Consider the following 19,188-nt stretch of genomic DNA (forward strand, 5'->3'; position numbering starts at 1 on the left):
ACCCTAACTATGGAGTGGACTACTCTTTTTTCGAAAAATTCTTTTTAAGTAATTGATTTTGCTCTTCCATTAACTGGTTCATCTTCGCCAAAAGTTCTATATCTTTTGGGGTAACTTCGCGCTTGTCTTTAGGATTTTCGGCTTTGGCCCTAAACCTATTCATAAATTTAATAACAAGGAATATCGTAAAACCAATTATAAGAAAGTCCAGAAAAGCTTCAATCAAAGCTCCATAACCTATTGCTACTTCCTCTATAACCGATACACCTTCTGCTTCTGGAGTGCCAGGTCGCAGCACCCATTTTTTATCGGCGAAATCAATTCCATTGGTTAAAAGACTTAGAGGCGGCATCACCACCTCTTTTACCAGGGTATTTACAACAGAATTAAAGGCAGTACCTATTATGATACCTACTGCCATATCTACCATATTTCCTTTTATGGCAAACTCTTTAAATTCTTTTATTATACCCATTATTCGTCAAATAAGGTCCCCTGGCTTTCAGAAGACTCCCCTTTGTTTTCCTTTTTTCTAATATTGTTAATTTTTATTTTTTCGTCTGAAACGGCTTCATCATCAATTACCTCAATCTCTTCCGCAGGGGTTTCTTCTTCCTCTTCATAAGGTAAAGGATCCAATGGATTTATCTGTTTTACTTTTTCCGTAGTTAACTGGTTTCCAAGAGCCTTAATCCCTTTTATTGAAATAAACTCTTCAATATTAATTTCTTCGTTAGGACGCTGATCTTTACCTCGTTGTTTGGCAAATACAATCTCTGCCTGGGGGTAAAAATCAGTAGAAACCAATTCCAAATAAGAGTTTTCATGATCACTAATAAACTTCTCTTCCTTCTCCGGATTTTCAATTAAAAAACGTTTCACATAAAAGCGTTCTTTTTCCGGTTCCCAGTAAATTGCCGAAATAGGTTTTTTAGGCATCCATTTTTCTAAAACTACCATTTCTTCATCAAAACGAGTGGTTAGTTCAGGAGTTATAGTTTTTGCAGTACCATCCTGAGTAATGATTAAAATTCTATCTTCTCCTCTAAATTCTCCCAAAAGCTCACCCCGTTCATCTACGTTTAACCTTTTTACCGTTTCATCAAACCAAATTTTTCTGGGTTTTAGGGTAGACACCCCTTCTTCTTTAAGTTCTATACGTTTTACTGCATATTTGGTAACAATATTTCCTTTTACGTTTCGGCCTTTAATAAGCATATCGGCAAAGTCTACATCAAATTTCAACTTTTTTATGCTGCCCACCTGTCTTAAAAAGATCGTAACTACTTCGGCCTCACCGTTAGGGTTTGCTGTAAAATAATGAACTTTTGAGTCCTTTTTTCCCTGAGTTAAATCATATTCCCTATCTCTGGTTACAGAAGTTACCGCAAAACGTTTAATGTAAGACGCACCACCTTTACCATCACGGTAAATCATATTATAAATGGTACGCTTATCTTTTTTCTTAAAAATGGCAACATGAATAATATCTTTTCCTATAAAAGTTTTGGTATCCACCTTAGTGACCATCATCTTACCATCGGCAGTAAAACAAATAATATCATCTATATCACTACAGTCGGTTACATATTCGTCTTTTTTAAGCGCAGTACCAATAAAACCTTCTTTACGGTTTACATAAAGTTTAGAGTTTCTAATCACCACCTTAGTGGCTTCAATATCATCAAAAATACGAAGCTCGGTTTTTCTGTCTTTTTCCTGTCCGTAATCTTTTTTAAGTTTAGTAAAATAGGCTACGGCATAATCTACTAGATTATCCAGATGATGTTTCACCCTGGCAATCTCATCTTCCAGTGCCTCTATTTTTTGCTGTGCCTTATCTAAATCGAATTTTGAAATTCGTTTAATTCTAATCTCGGTAAGCTTAGTAATATCTTCCCTGGTTACGGCACGTTTTAAATGTTTTATATGTGGTTTTAATCCTTCGTCTATCGCGTTAATAACTCCATCCCAGGTTTCCTCTTCTTCAATTTCCCTATAGATTCGTTTTTCGATAAATATTCGTTCTAAAGATGAAAAGTGCCATTGCTCTTCCAGTTCTTCGAGCGTGATCTCTAACTCCTTTTTTAACAGGTGAAGGGTATGATCTGTAGAGCTTCTCAATATTTCTGAAACGCCAAGGAAAATTGGTTTGTTATCTATAATTACACAACCAAGTGGCGCAACCGAGTTTTCACAATACGTAAATGCGTAAAGAGCATCTATAGTTTTATCTGGAGAGATATTGTTTGGTAAATGGATAAGGATCTCTACTTCTGCAGCAGTGTTATCTTCAATCTTCTTGATCTTAATTTTACCTTTATCGTTTGCCTTTAAAATAGAATCTATAAGACTTGTGGTAGTGGTTCCAAAGGGAATTTCAGTAATAGCCAGGGTATTTTTATCATACTGGCTAATTTTAGCCCTAATTCTAACCCGTCCACCGCGTTTTCCATCATTATAATTAGAGATATCGGCAATACCACCGGTTGGAAAATCTGGGAATAAAGTAAATTTTTTACCCTTTAAATGCTTTATAGAAGCATCTATAAGTTCATTAAAATTATGCGGAAGTATACGCGTGCTTAAACCAACTGCAATTCCTTCGGCTCCCTGTGCCAGTAACATAGGAAACTTTACCGGTAAATTAACCGGCTCTTTCTTTCTACCATCATAAGAAAGTTGCCACTCGGTTAGCTTCGGGTTAAATAGCACTTCCAGGGCAAATTTAGATAATCTAGCCTCGATATATCGAGGTGCTGCAGATCGGTCTCCGGTTAAAATATTACCCCAGTTCCCCTGCGTATCTATAAGAATATCCTTCTGGCCCATTTGCACCATGGCATCACCAATACTGGCATCACCGTGTGGGTGGTATTGCATGGTATGCCCAACAATATTGGCCACTTTGTTATAACGCCCATCGTCCAAATCTTTCATGGAGTGCATGATACGGCGTTGCACTGGTTTAAAACCATCTTCCATTGCGGGCACTGCACGTTCCAGAATCACGTAAGAAGCATAATCAAGAAACCAGTCTTTATACATCCCGGTAACTTTTATAAGTTCTTCTTTTGGTTGCTCTAAATGTTCGTCTTTAGCTTCTCCCTGGTTGTCTTCCATTAAGCTGTAGTTTTTTGATTTTCCACTATTTTCTGCATCGAAGCTACCATGCCTCGCTTCTTCTTTTTAGTAAGAAAAGTAGTGTTAAAAGTATATTTCTTGTAACCGCGTCTTCTACGCGAGCTTATATATATTGTAACTGCGGAATAAAAAAAGTAATCGCTAAACCTAAATTTCCCTAATTTTCTTTTTGGAAATTCTGCTTTCTTTACTCGATATTCCATAAATTTTGAAAAGAAAACCCCATTATTCTTTAGGTTAAGCGTCTCCCCATCACTGTCAAATTCAAAACTCTGACCTACCTTATGCACATAGAAACCAAGTATGAGTACTACAATATTGGGTACATAATGACTAAACTTAACCGGCTCGTCGGCACCCATTAGCTCTATATTTACAAAAATATTGGTCACGAACACCGCCACCAGAACAATGTAAATAGAAGGAATTATTTTTACTTCGTTTCTATTGGTGAACCTCATAGGCCTAACTCTTCAATAAGATCAAGTTCAACTTTAAGGTTGTCTATAATAAACTCCTGCCTGTCGGGTGTGTTTTTTCCCATATAGAAATTAAGCATTTCGTCTATAGACTTTTCTTTATCTAACATCACAGGGTCTAAACGAATATCTTCTCCAATAAAATGCTGGAATTCATCGGGAGAAATTTCACCCAAACCTTTAAATCGGGTTATTTCCACTTTTCCGCTTAACTTATCTACCGCATTTCTCCTTTCGGTTTCACTATAGCAATAAATAGTTTCTTTTTTATTTCGCACCCTAAATAGCGGTGTTTGCAAAATATATAGATGGTTTTCTTTAATTAACTCAGGAAAAAATTGAAGGAAAAAAGTAATAAGCAATAATCTAATATGCATACCATCTACATCAGCATCAGTAGCTATTACTATATTGTTATACCTAAGATCTTCCAGGGATTCTTCAATATTTAGTGCGGCCTGTAGTAAATTAAACTCTTCATTCTCATAAACAATTTTTTTACTTAGTCCATAGCTATTTAAAGGTTTCCCTTTTAAACTGAAAACAGCCTGAGTATTTACATCGCGGGATTTGGTAATAGAACCACTGGCCGAATCTCCCTCGGTAATAAACAAGGTAGTTTCTAAATAGCGCTCTTTTTTACTATCTCCAAGATGAATGCGGCAGTCACGTAATTTTTTATTGTGTAAGCTGGCTTTTTTCGCTCTGTCTTTTGCTAATTTTCTAATTCCCGAAAGGTCTTTACGCTCTCTTTCGGCCTGTAAAATTTTTCGCTGAAGCCTATCTGCAGTCTCCTGATTTTTATGTAGGTAGTTGTCGAGCTGTGTTTTTATAAAATCGTTAATATAGGTACGTACAGTGGGCATATCTCCGCCCATATCTGTAGAACCTAATTTTGTTTTGGTCTGACTTTCAAAAACAGGCTCCATTACTTTAATGCTTATCGCCGCAACTATAGATTTTCTAATATCGCTTGCATCGTAATTTTTACCAAAGAATTCACGTACAGTTCTCACAATAGCCTCCCTAAAAGCTGCCAAATGTGTCCCTCCCTGAGAGGTATTTTGTCCATTTACAAAAGAATGGTATTCTTCGCTATATTGAGCCTTACTGTGTGTAATGGCAACTTCAATATCATCGCCTCGTAAATGAACAATTTCATATAAGCGTTCATCTTCATGGATACTGTCCTTTAAGAGGTCTTTAAGTCCGTTTTCTGAATAAAACTTTTCACCATTAAAAATTATGCTTAGCCCGGGGTTCAGGTACACATAATTCTTAAGCATCTTTTCTATATATTCATTTCGGAATTTAAAGTTTTTAAAAATAGTCTCATCTGGCACAAAAGTTACCTTAGTTCCTCTACGGCGAGAAGTCTCATCAAGATGTTCTTCATCTTTTAATTCTCCTTGTTCAAACTCGGCTGCCCGAGATTGACCATTTCTGGAAGATTCTACCCTAAAATAAGATGAAAGTGCATTTACGGCTTTTGTACCAACACCATTTAAACCTACAGATTTTTTAAAGGCACGGGAATCATATTTACCTCCCGTATTCATTTTTGAAACAACATCAACCACCTTCCCTAGCGGGATACCACGACCATAGTCCCTAACAATAACACGCTGATTTTGAACTGAGATCTCTATGGTTTTTCCAGATCCCATTACAAATTCATCTATACTATTATCCAGCACCTCCTTCAAGAGAATATAAATTCCATCGTCTGCACTGGAACCGTCCCCCAGCTTACCAATGTACATTCCGGGACGCATTCTAATATGTTCTTTCCAGTCTAAAGACCGTATATTATCTTCAGTATACTTTGTTTCCTGGCTCATAAGTAATTCATGGAGTTGTGCTGCTAATATAAGGCATAGCCCAAAAAGTTAAAACAAACCCGGGCTATTTTAATTAACAAAGATTTAAAATTAATGTTAACTATAATTTAAGTGATAACTATTTTGAAGGAAGTTTTACCAAATTAACCCAAAACTCTTCAATTTTTGCGACGGCTTTTATAAAATCATCTACTTCTAAGGGTTTTGTTATATAGCAATTTGCATAATTTCGATATGAGTTATCTATATCTTCTTTTGATGAAGAAGTGGTAAGCATAATCACCGGAATTTTACGGAAATCTTTATGCTGCTTTATATATTTTAAAAGTTCATGTCCATTCATTTTTGGCAGATTTACATCTAACAAAATTAAATCGGGCGCAATAGCTTTCACGTATTTCCCTTCTTTGTTCAAAAAGTCTTTAGCCTCTTTTCCATCTCTAACCACACTTAATTTATTCAGAATTTTTCCCTCCTCCAATGCTTCAGAGGTTAAGAGTACATCCCCTTCATTATCTTCAACTAAAAGAATGTGGATAGGTTCCATAATTTTTTAGACTTTTTGTTATATGGTAAAGATATTAATAATTATCGCTAAATAAAATCAATGTAATTTTACAGAAAAACACACAAAAACATTTAATTAACGTTAATTTTCAATAAAATTCTTCGATATAGTAAAATAAAACACACTACCCGTTCCTTCTTCTGATTCCAACCATATTTTACCACCAAGATTTTCTATGATTTTTTTGGTTACCGCTAATCCCATTCCTGTACCGGAATATTCTTCGCGATGATGTAAGCGTTGAAAAATAACAAAAATACGCTCAAAATATGCTGCATCTATGCCAATACCATTATCTTTTATACTAAATTCCCAATAATCTTTAGTTTCCTTAAATTTTATGCTTACCTCGGCTGCTATTCCTTCTTTACTATATTTAATTGCGTTGCCAATTAGGTTCTGAAACACTTGTCTAACCGGACTTTTAGGTGCTTTGATTAAAGGTAGATTAGCGTTTATGATCTTTACCTTTTTATCCAGAATTTTTTTTCTATATAAATGCTTTACATCATCAATTATCTCATTTATATCAATTACCTCTAATTTATCTTCGGTTCTACCAACCCTTGAAAACTCAAGAAGATCCAGGATAATTTGGCGCATGCGCTTTGCTCCATCTACGGCAAAATCTATATAAAGCAATCCTTTTTGATCTAACACTTCAGCGTATTTCTTTTCTAATTGCGTAAGAAATCCGGTTATCATGCGCAAAGGCTCCTGAAGGTCATGAGAAGCTACGTAAGCAAATTGTTCTAGTTCTGCATTTGAAACAGCTAATTCTTTAGCTCTCTTTTTTAAATCTGAATTTAACTTTTCAAGAGATATTTCATATTGCTTTTTACGGGTGATATCCTGCATTGCCCCTACCATTCTAATTGCTTTCCCATTATTTCTAACCACAAACCCCCTGTCAAAAACATCTAAATACTGTCCGCTAATATTCTTGTACCTGTATTCTTCTTCCCATAGCTCACTATTATCATTTATAGCATTTTTAAAACTTTGGTCTACTCTTTCACGATCATCGGGATGAATATTCTCATACCAAACACTTAAATTAGGTGGTAATTTTTTAAGGCTATGGCCAAACAATTTTTTAAATCCTGCTCCCCAAACTACACTTTCATCTATTAAATTGTAGTCCCAAATAGCATCAGATGTTGCGCGGGTAACATAATGGTACCTTTCGTTAGCTGCTTCCAGCTCCTTTTCGTAAACCCTTAATTTTGTAAGATCCCTAAGTACCCCAATCATTCTTTTAGCCTCCCCGGATTCATCCCTAATGATATAGCCATTTTCAATAATATCAAGAAAATTACCCGCTGAAGTCTGAAAACGATATTCTGCATACCACTTATTTGTATTCTTATTTTTAAGGGTGATCTCTAAGCCCCTGGTTATTTCATCTACATCTTCAGGGTGTATTGATGATAGCCATTTACTAAAAGGAAACTTTTCTTCCTGTTTTTGAAATTTAAACATCTTATAAAACCCATCACCCCATTGTATATCATCTGTTGGGATGTCCCAATCATACATCGCATCTTCGGTGGCCTTATTAACAAACTCATACAATTGATTGCTGCGTTTCAAAGCAATTTCATTAAGTTGAAACTCTATAATTAATTGTAATAAACCTATAGAGCGACTAATCTTTCTTTCTTCCTGAATTTTATTAGGTTCAGGGTCATGTTTGTAAAAAACAGCCAAAACCGCCATGGTGTTTCCCATTATATCAACCAGGGGATAGGACCAACAAGAATCGATTTTATTTTCTTTTGCCAAGGTTTTTAGGTTAGAATCTACTGCATTATCAATTTTTGAAATTAGTGATTTCCCATTCTCACCTAAAGCACATATTTCTGTACTATCGTTTATTTCACGCCCATTTAATGCTTTACTTAGTTTAGAAGGTATAGCTCCTGAAGCCCAATTAAATAGTTTATTTTTTTCAACTTTTTGTATTACGAAGTAAGTATTGGAGTTTATTTTTTCCAGATTTTCTAAATAAAAATTAAGAATTTTAGTTAAGCGAAAAGCGTTGTTAAAATTCATTTCCAAAACCTCACGTTCCAGGTTCTCCTGTTCACGAAATTGTTTCTTTTCGGTAACGTCCCTGGCATTAGAAACTATACCTTTAACAGAAGAGTCCTCTAATAAGTTTGTAAGGGTGGTTTCCAACCATAACCAGGTATTATTTTTATGCCTAATTCTAAAGGGCTTAATCGGCACTCTCTTTTGGAAAAGCACCTCATTATATTTTGCTTTTACCCGGTCCACATCGGCAGGATGAATTAAATCGAAAGCATTTTTATTCTTGATGTCTTCTGAATTATATCCCAGAACATGGGTTGACGTTGGACTTACATAGTGATACCCCCCATCCTTATCTAATACAGCTATGAGATCACTGCCATCCTGAACCAGACTTTTAAAACGTTTTTCACTTAAATGAAGCTTCTCTTCTATTTGTTTTCTTTGAGATATATCTGTCAATATCCCTCTTAACCATCTTACTTTCCCATTTTCCTTGACTACCGATACCATATCGCTCAACCACAGATAAGTACCATCTTTTTTGAGCATTCGATATTCAAAACTATGATTTTGACCTTTTTTTGTTTGATTAAGACAAAATTGAACCGCTTCCTGCCTATCTTTCGGATGAATATGATCCTGCCAAAAAGAAGCATCATAATACCACTCTTCCGGTTCATAGCCTAAGATATCGGTAACCTGATGACTAACAAAAGTAAACTCAAAGGTTTCAGCATCCATTTCCCAAAAAACACCTTGAATACTTTGAATTAAGCTACGGTATTTTTCTTTGGTTTTATTAAGCTCAAGCTCAGTTTTGTATTTTTCAGAAACATCTATTCCAATGCATTGGATCTCGGTAGGATGACCTTCTGAATTTGTTAAGCTTACAAAATCCCAAAGTGTTGTTCGTATGCTACCGTCTTTTCGCGCTTTTTCTAACTTTATTTGAAATATTTGGTTTGGATTTTCTTTACACTTACTTACAGTTTTTTTTAGTTTTTCATGATCTTTCTTTATAACTGTTGTTAAGCAACTTTTACCGAGTAAATCACCTCCTTCTGCGATCCAATTAAAATCTTCCTCAAATTTTTTATTATAATAAGTATAATTCCCTTCAATATCGGTTCTAATCACATAGTTGGTTTGTGATTCTAATAAATTTCGCTGTCTGGATTCGTTTAATTGAAGTATATCATAAGCTAATTTTTCTTGCGTAACATCCATAATTATAGCATCCCAAATTACACTACCATCAGAAAACTTATTAGGAGAACCAACACTTCTATTCCACCTAATACCTTTTTCAGGATGCTTTATACGCCACTCGTGAGACCATAAATTTAAATTTTTAGATGAATCTGCAAAGCTTCGTCTAATTTCATCCATATCCTCTTCATGAAACAGCTTCCATACTTTATCATTATCCCCAACTGCATCTTTTGATGAAATCCCCCAAAGATCTATAGCACCTTCGCTTACATATATTAGCTCATCTTCCCCATTAGGTTTTAGCTTATACCTAAAAACAACGCCGGGGATATTATTATTTATATTTTTAAGTCTTTTTTCTGCCTGTTTGCGTGAAGTAATGTCTTGTGTAGCTCCATATATCCGAACACATTTACCTTCCTTAAATTCTGCTTTACCTGTAGCCCTTATCCATTTATCATTCTTTTTTGCGGTAGTAATTTCTAATTCAAGATCGAACTCCTCCCCTGTTTCTACTGCCTTCCTTACAGCGCTCCTTATATTAGTTTGATCTCTTTTAGTTTTATAAAAATCTATAGCAACCTCCAATTTTGGCTTGAAATTTTCAGGCACCTCATGAATCTGTTTTACCATACTGGACCAGTATACCGTCTGACTTTCCAGGTTAAATACCCAACTACCTATTTGGGCAACTTCCTGGGTCTCTTCTAATAACCTTTCATTATCCTGAAGCTTTTTTAATGAGGTCTGCTCTTTTTTCCTGGCTAGAACCAGTTCAGTGATATCTCTAAATCTCTGTAAAATTAATATCACCCCATGCTTATCTTTAATAGGAATATTATCTACTTCCAAAACTTTAGTCTTTAAACTACCGGTTTCAGTATCACGAGATTTATACTCCAGTTCCAAAATCTGATCTGCCTCTACCGACTCCAAAACTTTGGCCAAAGATTTTTTAAGTATGTCAAAACCCTGCTGCCCAAGGCTTAGTTTTTCAAAAAACTCAAACAAATCGTTCCCTAAAATTTTATGTTTTGCTATTTCAGTTTTTTCCTCAAAAGACCGATTTGCTTCCAATATTTTAAATTCTCCATTATGTGGTTGCAACAATAGACAGCTATCTGGAAAAGAATGAAATATCTCCTTTAATTGACTGGGGTTCATCATTATAAATAGAGTTATGGGGCTTAATATTTAAATGAAGTTTATTTCTTGTTTAAATTACTTAAAATCTACTAAAAAACTCATCTACTTAAGGAAAAAGAAACGGTTTATATTCGGTTATTCACTTTACTTAATAAAAGAAATTTATCCTATTAGTTATCGAGACTCCAGGGTTGCCTCAAAATGAAAAAATATTGCCATTTAAAATCTCGTTCAATTGCCGTAAGGTAATTTACTTATAAAGATAGTTCACTTTAATTTATTTGTCTAAGCCACTGAGCAATTAAATTACCTCGGGTTTTACACCCTTTGCCGGTGCCAATAAAGATTTTCTAGCACTAAAAAATTAGGTATTAAACAAAAAAGATCCTGCTTTATTAAAACAGGATCTTTTTTAAAATTGTATCTAATTAAACTGTACGGAGGTTTTCCCGTGAGAAATTAATTAAACTTCCTCAGGCCAAGCCCAGGAGGCATTTGTTAGAAACAAACTTCAATTTCCAGGCAAGCCTTGGGTTAATATAATCTTTGGCAGTGCCAATAAAAAATTATCGAATTTCAAGACAAGCAATAGTAGTTAAGTCTCTACTTTTCGGCAAATAAGTTTATTACTCTTCGTGCATAAACTTTTGTTTCCCAAGTAATTCTTCTTCACTCTCTACATGCTCATCATCGGGAACACAGCAATCTACCGGACAAACCGCTGCACACTGTGGTTCTTCGTGAAAACCTTTACACTCTGTACATTTATCGGGTACGATATAATAAATCTCATCGCTAATAGGTTCTTGAGCCTCATTAGCATCAGCTTCCTTTCCATTAGGTAATACTATATTTCCTTCTAAATCGGTGCCATCGGCATAACGCCAATCGTCTGCACCTTCATAAATAGCCGTGTTGGGGCATTCGGGCTCGCAGGCTCCGCAATTTATGCATTCATCTGTTATAACAATTGCCATAGCTTTATTTCTTTCTAAATTATTAAACGTAAAACTTATGTGGTATTTCCCAGGTATTTTTAGGAGTTTGCCTGCTTAAGTTTTAATTTCGCGTTACAAATTTAAAGCCATTGGCTATCATAACCAAATATGGAAATGACAATCGAAGAAAGAAAATCATATTTTGTTGAAGTAGGAAAATTCTTGAGCCTATTTGGAGACAATTCTAGTGATTCAATAAAAATCACACCACAAAACGAAAGATTTTTTAATGAATTAAATGATAAAATAGATCAGGCTATTCATTATAATGGTTGGTTTACTCGTGAAAATGTGATTTTTTCACTTCAACAGTGGAGCAAGGCCTTAACCCCAAATAATTTAGAAACCTGGCTAAAACCTTACACGTTTAATCAGGAAAAACAAAAAACCGTAGCCATTGTAATGGCAGGAAACATCCCTTTGGTTGGATTCCACGACTTTATTTCGGTTTTAATTTCAGGACATAATGTACTGGTGAAACAGTCTTCAAACGACAAGCAATTATTACCGGTTATTGCCAGTTTTTTAATAGATATCGCTCCCGAATTTAAAAACAGAATAAAATTTACTGAAGACAAGCTAGGCAGTTTTGATGCCGTTATCGCTACCGGTAGTGATAATACGGCACGTTATTTTGAATATTACTTTAAGGGAAAACCAAGTATTATTAGAAAAAACCGAAATTCGGTTGCCATTCTTACCGGTAAAGAAAGTACAACTGAGCTGGAGGCCCTGGGAGAAGATATTTTCAGGTATTTTGGATTAGGTTGCAGAAATGTATCGAAATTATACGTCCCTGAAAATTACAATTTTGATGACTTTTTTAAAGCAATTTATTCCTGGAAAAATTTACTCAACTCAGCAAAATACACCAATAATTACGATTATAACAAAGCGGTGTATTTAATGAGTGAATTTAAACTTTTAGAGAATGGTTTTCTTATTTTAAAAGAAGATGAAGGCTTTGGCTCCCCCATCGCAACCTTGTTCTATGAAAAATACCAAAATAAAGCCCAGCTTCAAAAAAACCTCAAAGAGCATCAGGACAAACTACAATGTGTTGTTGGTAATGAAACCGAAGTAGGTTTTGGACAAACCCAACACCCCAGGTTATGGGAATACGCCGATGGAGTAGATACTTTACAATTTTTAGAAAAAATTTAAGTTAGGAAAGCTGAAACTTTAGATTTAAAATAATCAAATAAATTCAAGATAAATATCAATAGATTAACCCTCTTTTTTAAACCAACTATGAAAAAACATAATTATAGCGCCGGTCCTTGTATATTGCCGCAAGAAGTTTTTAAAGAAGCCGCCAATGGTATTTTAGATTATCAGGGATCTGGCTTATCTATTATGGAAATTTCCCATAGAAGCCCTGCTTTTGTAGAAGTTATAGAAGAGGCTCGAAGCCTATCTTTGGAGCTTTTAGGACTTAAAGATAAGGGATATAAAGCTCTATTCTTGCAGGGCGGTGCAAGTATGCAATTTTTAATGACTGCTTATAACTTATTAAATAAGAAAGCAGCCTATTTAAATACGGGTACCTGGTCTTCTAAAGCTATAAAAGAAGCTAAGCTGTTTGGTGAAGTAATTGAAGTTGCTTCTTCAAAAGATAAAAACTTCAACTATATCCCTAAAGATTATAAAGTTACAACAGGAGTAGATTATTTTCATTGCACCAGCAATAACACCATATTTGGCACCCAAATAAAAGACTTTCCTCAAGTTGATGCGCCACTGGTTTGCGATATGAGTAGCGATATATTTTCCAGGGAATTAGACTTTACAAAATTTGATCTTATCTATGCAGGGGCCCAAAAAAATATGGGACCGGCGGGAACTACCCTGGTAATAATCAAAGAAGATATTTTAGGAAAAGTAGAGCGTGAAATTCCATCTATGCTAAATTATAAGGTGCATTTGGAGAAAGACAGTATGTTTAACACCCCGGCTGTATATGCCATTTATGTTTCTCTTCTAACCCTTCGATGGATTAAAAAGAACGGCGGAATTGCAGCTATGGAAAAAAGAAATGCTGAAAAAGCCGAGCTTTTATATAAAGAGATAGATCGTAATCCTTTGTTTAAAGGTTTTGCTGAAATAGAAGATCGCTCTATAATGAATGCTACTTTTAATCTTACAGACGAAAGTAAAAAAGAGGCTTTCGATAAACTTTGGAAAGAAGCTGGTATTAATGGACTTAATGGACATAGAAGCGTAGGTGGTTACCGTGCCTCTATGTACAATGCACTGGATATAGAAAGTGTAGAAGTACTTGTTAATACCATGAAAAAACTAGAAGAACAATCTTAAAAATCATTTTATTAGGCCAATATACTATTGACTAATATAATTTTATACAGGATAAATAAGCATAAACCTGTCTCATATTCCCGTGCAAGGGATTAAACTATAAACCTATGAAGCCTGAAGATTTTTTTAAACAGCCCGCAACTAAAACTGAAAATATAAAAATACTTGCAAACGACGGACTTTCCGAAGAAGGTGTTACACAACTTGAAAATGCAGGTTTTAAAGTAATAGCTGTTAAGGTAGCCCAGGAACAATTAGCTGAATATATCAATTCAAAAAAAATACAGGTTTTATTGGTTAGAAGCGCAACTACCGTAGATAAAGAGCTCATAAATGCCTGTAAGAATTTAAAATTAATAGGTAGAGCTGGTGTTGGCCTGGATAATATAGCCGTTGAATATGCCGAGAGCAAAGGAATTAAAGTTATAAACACTCCCCTTGCAGCTTCAGATTCTGTGGCCGAATTGGTGTTTGCTCATCTTTTTAGCGGAGTTAGGAGCTTATTTGATTCTAATAGGAATATGCCTCTGGAAGGAGAATCGCGATTCAGAGAACTAAAAAAATCTTATTCAGCAGGAATTGAGCTAAGAGGAAAGACCCTTGGAATTATAGGTTTCGGCAAAATTGGACGTAAAGTGGCTAAAATAGCTTTAGGCCTTGGAATGAAGGTTATTGCTAGCGATAAAGAAGAGGGAGAAGTAAATATTACTTTAGAATTTTACAATCACCAAAATATAGCTATCCCAATTAAAACAGAACCTGTTGAAGAACTAATAAAACATTCAGATTTTATAACATTACATGTACCGGCCCAAACGGAACCACTAATAGGTAGTAAAGAGTTTGAAGCCATGAAACCCGGCGTAGGTATTATTAATACAGCACGTGGCGGAGTAATTGATGAAGTTGCACTTTTAGATGCTATAGAAGATGGAAAAGTTGCCTTTGCAGGACTTGATACTTTTGAGGCTGAGCCAAGACCGGCGATCAAGCTCTTAATGAACGAAAAGCTTTCTTTAAGCCCACATATAGGAGCCTCTACCCTCGAAGCGCAACATCGTATAGGTATAGAGCTGGCCCAACAAATAATTTCGTATTTCAAAAAATAGAATATAGTAAAGCTTTAACGTATAAAATTATTTAAAAACCGTAAATTCAATTAATTAAAGACAAAATATATGGCTTCTATATTAGATTTATTAAAGACACAAATTGGCGAACAGTTGGTAAATAAGGCCAGTGAAAAAACTTCTGAAGATAAAGAAAAGGTAAGTACAGCACTTGGAATGGCTTTGCCATTAATTATCGGTGCAATGAAGCGAAACACAAGGGATCCCGAAGCTACCAAAAATTTGGATAAGGCACTGCAAAGTGAAAAGCATAATGGAGATGTTTTAAACAATCTGGAAAATAGGGAAGCTGAAGAACTCAGCCAGGAAGGCAGTAGCATTTTAAGTCATGTTTTAGGTGCTAAGCAAAATGGAATAAGCAAAACCTTAGCCGCCAGCTTAAATATGGACGAAAGTTCGGTTAAAAATATTCTTGAAATGGCAGCACCGGTTATTATGGGGCTTTTAGGTCAGCAGAAACGAAAAGATAATGTAAGTGCATCAGGTTTATCTGGTTTATTAGATTCGGTGTTGGGTTCTAACTCTTCACACGACCAATCACTCCTGGAAACTTTATTAGATTCCGATGGAGACGGTAGTGTTATAGATGATGTAGCAGGAATGGTATTAGGCGGTAAAAATAAAAAAGGCGGAAGCTTACTTGGCGGTATGTTCGGCGGCAAATAAAGGAAAGCATCTGTAAGTATATATAAGATTTTTTACATAGGTCTTTTAAATTAGCTCCATTGAAACAAGCATGAAAATTATCGTTTATTAAGAATTACAGATTCTAATCGGAATATATTTGAGGCAATTATAAAGTTTATCAAGCCTACAAATTGAATTAAAAAACAAAAATGAAAAACCTCATTTACATATTATTATTAGGTTTATTTTTATACAGTTGCGGAAGTACCAAAAATAGAAAGTTGGGCGATTCCCAAATCAATGAAGATACCGTACGTATTGCAAACGACAGTTTAGAATATGAAATTATTATTATTGAGCCCGGTTTTAATTTATTTATAAATTCCGTTGCCAAACCAGAGGGCTATTACTCCCAACAGTATTTGGAAAATAAAAATCAATTATTAGTTTCAGAATACAACCAACGGGTTAGACAACCTCAAGTTTATAATCCAGACCTATATCTTCAGGAAATAAACTACGATCCCTCAATAGATTATGGTTACGAAGTTAATTATTTACTCTACAATTATTTCGTATACTTTAGTCGACATTACAATCAAAGGTTCTCAGTACCTACGCGCATTTAACAATGTTTATTTTAATTCTTCGAAGCTTTTAGTATTTTTGCCATATGAATAAATTAAAAAAGCGTTGGGGTATAGATTCTAACTGGCAAATATTTATCATTATTATAGTATTTGCGATCACAGGATCTGTATCGGCTAAATTAGCCGGGCCCCTTTGTAATTTTTTAGGTATTTATCAAACTACTTCTCACTGGGCTGTTTATTGGAGTGTTAGAATTTTACTCATTTTCCCTATCTATCAGGTATTATTGGTTAGTTTTGGTTGGATCTTTGGCCAGTTTACATTCTTTTGGGCTTTTCAAAAGAAGATGTTAAGCAGGTTAGGTCTCTCAAAATTGTTTCAACAGTAACATTTGAAATTATTTAAACACATATTTGTTTGCCTAATTGCGGCGATGCTATTAATGCCTTCGGCTTTAAGTTTTTCGCATATTTTTAGTGGCCACGGTCATGAATTATGCGATAATTATGCCGATGAACATTTTCATGCAACCAGTATTGATTGTGAGCTACACTCATTCAATAACAATCCGGCTCTCATTGCAAGCTTCATTAATTTTGAAACCTTCGATGAGAAGCATGTAAAAAAACAATTTTTCGACTTTTACCAATTTTTAAGTGATTATCAAAGGCTTCCGTTTGAGCTTCGCGGCCCGCCTATGCCTGCCTAACATTTCGTTTTTTATTTGTTAGAAGTATAATTATTTAAAGATTTTATATGAAAAGTTTACTTTTCTCATTGCTATTCATAGCAGTGACCCCTATTATATATGCCCAAAATACTTTTTCGGGCAAAATTACCAATACTGCAACCGGAGAACCTATATTTAGTGCCAACATTTACTTTCCTGAACTCAATAAAGGCGATATGAGTGATATGGACGGGAATTTTAGTATCGCTAATATTCCGAATGGAACATATAAAGTATTGGTTTCATCTATAGGATTTGCGACCTATTCTAAAGAATTGAATTTTCCTGAAACTTCTAATTTAAATATCGCACTGGAAAAATCGGCTATAGAAATGGAAGAAGTGATCGTGTCTACTCCTTTTCATCAATTACAAAGTGAAAATGTAATGCGGGTAGAACGAGAAAATATCGCAGACTTAAATCAAAAAGGCGCCGTTACCTTAAGTGATGGAATTGCTCAGATAGCCGGGGTAGAAAGCTTAACTACAGGCGTGGGTATTGGAAAACCGGTAATAAGGGGCTTAAGCTCTAATCGCGTTTTGGTATATACCCAGGGAGTGAGGTTGGAAAACCAGCAATATGGAGACGAGCACGGACTAGGAATAAGCTCTAAAGGAATTGAAAGTGTTGAGGTTATAAAAGGTCCTGCTTCCCTACTCTATGGCAGCGATGCCATTGGCGGGGTCCTTTACTTAAACCCTGAACGTTATGCCGCTGCAAACAAAACCAACGCCGAAGCAGATGTCAACTATTTTAGCAATACACAAGGCTACCAGGGAAGTTTAATGGCAAAAACTTCGGGAGAAAAGATAAAGTTTCTTGCGCGTGGAGGTTACGCTACTCATAGCGATTATAAAACGGGAAATGGCAAAAGAGTTACCAATACCCGTTTTAATGAAACCGATTTTAAAGCGGGCATTGGCTATCAGGATGCTAAATTTAAAACCGATTTAAGGTATAACTTTAATAAATCTAATATTGGAATACCCGAAGAAATTGGTGCACAATCTACAGCTAAAGACCCTCTCCTTCCTTATCAGGAAATAGATAACCATATTGTAAGTTTAGACAATAAAATTTATTTTAAAAATTCAAGTCTGGATATTAAAGTAGGTTATCAATATAATAACAGAAAAGAATTTGAAGAGCATCACCATGAAGAAGAGCACGGCACGGAAGAAGGTGAAGAACATGCTCTTGAGGAGGAAGGTGAAGATCACCCTGCTTTAGAAATGCATTTGGAAACTTTAAACTATAACCTTAAATATAATCTACCAAGAACCGGTAAGTTTGAAACAATTATAGGAGTGCAGGGAATGCACCAAACCAATACCAATTATGGAGAAGAACTTTTAATTCCTGACGCCACCACAACAGATTTTGGCGTATTTGCCACTACCCATTTGCATTTTGAAAAATGGGATTTTCAGGGCGGAATTAGGTATGATTTGAGAAATATTGATAGTAAAGCAGTAGAAGCTCATGAAGAAGCACATATGGAAGAAGAGCACGAAGAGGAACACGAGCACGAAAGTGGTGAAATTGCAGCCTTAAATAATTCATATAAAAGTATTAATGGTGCTTTAGGGGCAAAATATAATATTACAAGTAAACTTAGCGCCCGTTTAAATTTGGCTACCGGGTTTCGCGCTCCAAACCTATCTGAATTGACTTCTAATGGTTCTCACCACGGCACCAATAGATATGAGGTTGGGGATAATGCTCTGGAAAACGAACAAAATTTTCAGTTAGACCTTTCTTTAGAATGGCGAAATAAGCATTTTGAAGCTTTTGTTAATGGCTTCCACAACACTATTAAAGACTATATTTATCTACAGCCTACCGGAGAATTAATAGACGAAAACCCTGTTTTTCAATACACACAAAACAATGCCGAATTATACGGAGGCGAAATAGGGCTTCATATTCATCCGCATCCACTAGACTGGTTACACCTGGAAAGTAGTTTTGAAACTGTTACCGGTAAAAGAAGCAATGGAGAATACCTACCTTTAATTCCTGCAAATTCTATTACAAATACCTTTAGAGTAGAGTTTGAAGACCCGGTAAAAAAAGTATACAGTAAATATGCGTTTGTACGCTTAAAAAATGTTTTTGATCAAAATAATGTAAGTGCCTTCGAAATCCAAACCGGAGGCTATGGCCTGCTAGGAGCCGGATTTGGAGGAGAGTTCTCCGTTAACTCTACCAAAATGAGAGTTGGAGTTAGTGCAAATAACATTTTAAATAAAAATTATATTTCGCATCTATCCCGTTTAAAACCAGACGGTATATCAAATATTGGAAGAAATATTTCAGTTTCGGTTAACTGGATGCTCTAAGTTTAGAGTTCAAGAATTTTTATAAAT

The 19,188-nt window shown here is 35.2% G+C and carries 15 protein-coding genes; 8 read left to right on the forward strand and 7 right to left on the reverse strand.

Going from position 1 to position 19,188, the window contains the following annotated elements; genetic code table 11:
- Nucleotides 1-19: 19 nt before the first annotated feature.
- The 7 genes from mscL to I6U50_RS02720 form a co-directional block, all read right to left on the reverse strand.
- Nucleotides 20-475 carry a large-conductance mechanosensitive channel protein MscL gene (mscL, locus tag I6U50_RS02690; RefSeq protein WP_198637761.1) on the reverse strand — a complete coding sequence of 152 codons (456 nt, stop codon included), beginning with the start codon at nt 473-475 and terminating at the stop codon, nt 20-22.
- The gene (locus I6U50_RS02695) at nt 475-3,123 is read right to left on the reverse strand and encodes a DNA gyrase/topoisomerase IV subunit A (RefSeq protein WP_198637762.1); all 2,649 of its coding nucleotides are present in this window, start codon (nt 3,121-3,123) and stop codon (nt 475-477) included. Before I6U50_RS02695 ends, mscL begins: the two co-directional genes overlap by 1 nt.
- Nucleotides 3,123-3,605 (reverse strand): hypothetical protein, encoded by a 483-nt coding sequence (locus tag I6U50_RS02700; protein ID WP_198637763.1) that lies wholly within the window; start codon nt 3,603-3,605, stop codon nt 3,123-3,125. Before I6U50_RS02700 ends, I6U50_RS02695 begins: the two co-directional genes overlap by 1 nt.
- The gene (locus I6U50_RS02705; protein WP_193709586.1) at nt 3,602-5,464 is read right to left on the reverse strand and encodes a DNA topoisomerase IV subunit B; all 1,863 of its coding nucleotides are present in this window, start codon (nt 5,462-5,464) and stop codon (nt 3,602-3,604) included. Before I6U50_RS02705 ends, I6U50_RS02700 begins: the two co-directional genes overlap by 4 nt.
- A gap of 118 nt (nt 5,465-5,582) precedes the next feature.
- On the reverse strand, nt 5,583-6,011 hold the full coding sequence (locus tag I6U50_RS02710) for a response regulator (protein WP_198637764.1): 429 nt from the start codon (nt 6,009-6,011) through the stop codon (nt 5,583-5,585).
- 102 nt (nt 6,012-6,113) lie between these two features.
- Nucleotides 6,114-10,448, reverse strand: a complete 4,335-nt coding sequence (locus I6U50_RS02715) for a PAS domain-containing protein (protein ID WP_198637765.1) — start codon at nt 10,446-10,448, stop codon at nt 6,114-6,116.
- A gap of 605 nt (nt 10,449-11,053) precedes the next feature.
- A complete protein-coding gene (locus I6U50_RS02720; RefSeq protein ID WP_193709589.1) occupies nt 11,054-11,404 on the reverse strand; it encodes a 4Fe-4S dicluster domain-containing protein in 351 nt (116 codons plus the stop codon).
- A 135-nt stretch (nt 11,405-11,539) separates the two neighbouring features.
- On the opposite strand from I6U50_RS02720, the gene I6U50_RS02725 reads away from it, so the two are divergent.
- The 8 genes from I6U50_RS02725 (at nt 11,540) to I6U50_RS02760 (ending at nt 19,161) form a co-directional block, all read left to right on the forward strand.
- Entirely contained in the window at nt 11,540-12,589 is a 1,050-nt protein-coding gene (locus tag I6U50_RS02725) for an acyl-CoA reductase (protein WP_198637881.1), read from the forward strand.
- An 87-nt stretch (nt 12,590-12,676) separates the two neighbouring features.
- Nucleotides 12,677-13,741: a 3-phosphoserine/phosphohydroxythreonine transaminase gene (gene serC / locus I6U50_RS02730; RefSeq protein WP_198637766.1), complete on the forward strand. Its 1,065-nt coding sequence runs from the start codon at nt 12,677-12,679 to the stop codon at nt 13,739-13,741.
- Between the two features lie 155 nt (nt 13,742-13,896).
- Entirely contained in the window at nt 13,897-14,850 is a 954-nt protein-coding gene (locus I6U50_RS02735) for a D-2-hydroxyacid dehydrogenase (RefSeq protein ID WP_198637882.1), read from the forward strand.
- A gap of 69 nt (nt 14,851-14,919) precedes the next feature.
- Nucleotides 14,920-15,537 (forward strand): DUF937 domain-containing protein, encoded by a 618-nt coding sequence (locus tag I6U50_RS02740; protein ID WP_198637767.1) that lies wholly within the window; start codon nt 14,920-14,922, stop codon nt 15,535-15,537.
- Between the two features lie 170 nt (nt 15,538-15,707).
- A complete protein-coding gene (locus I6U50_RS02745) occupies nt 15,708-16,127 on the forward strand; it encodes a DUF6146 family protein (protein WP_198637768.1) in 420 nt (139 codons plus the stop codon).
- Nucleotides 16,128-16,171: 44 nt separating this feature from the next.
- Complete coding sequence (locus I6U50_RS02750; RefSeq protein WP_198637769.1) at nt 16,172-16,477, forward strand: DUF6787 family protein; 306 nt, start codon at nt 16,172-16,174, stop codon at nt 16,475-16,477.
- A gap of 3 nt (nt 16,478-16,480) precedes the next feature.
- Nucleotides 16,481-16,798, forward strand: a complete 318-nt coding sequence (locus tag I6U50_RS02755; protein ID WP_198627197.1) for a hypothetical protein — start codon at nt 16,481-16,483, stop codon at nt 16,796-16,798.
- Nucleotides 16,799-16,845: 47 nt separating this feature from the next.
- Nucleotides 16,846-19,161 carry a TonB-dependent receptor gene (locus I6U50_RS02760; protein ID WP_198637770.1) on the forward strand — a complete coding sequence of 772 codons (2,316 nt, stop codon included), beginning with the start codon at nt 16,846-16,848 and terminating at the stop codon, nt 19,159-19,161.
- Nucleotides 19,162-19,188 lie beyond the last annotated feature (27 nt).

Origin of the sequence: Salegentibacter maritimus (assembly GCF_016236975.1) — a bacterium.
Taxonomy (GTDB): Bacteria; Bacteroidota; Bacteroidia; order Flavobacteriales; family Flavobacteriaceae; genus Salegentibacter; species Salegentibacter maritimus.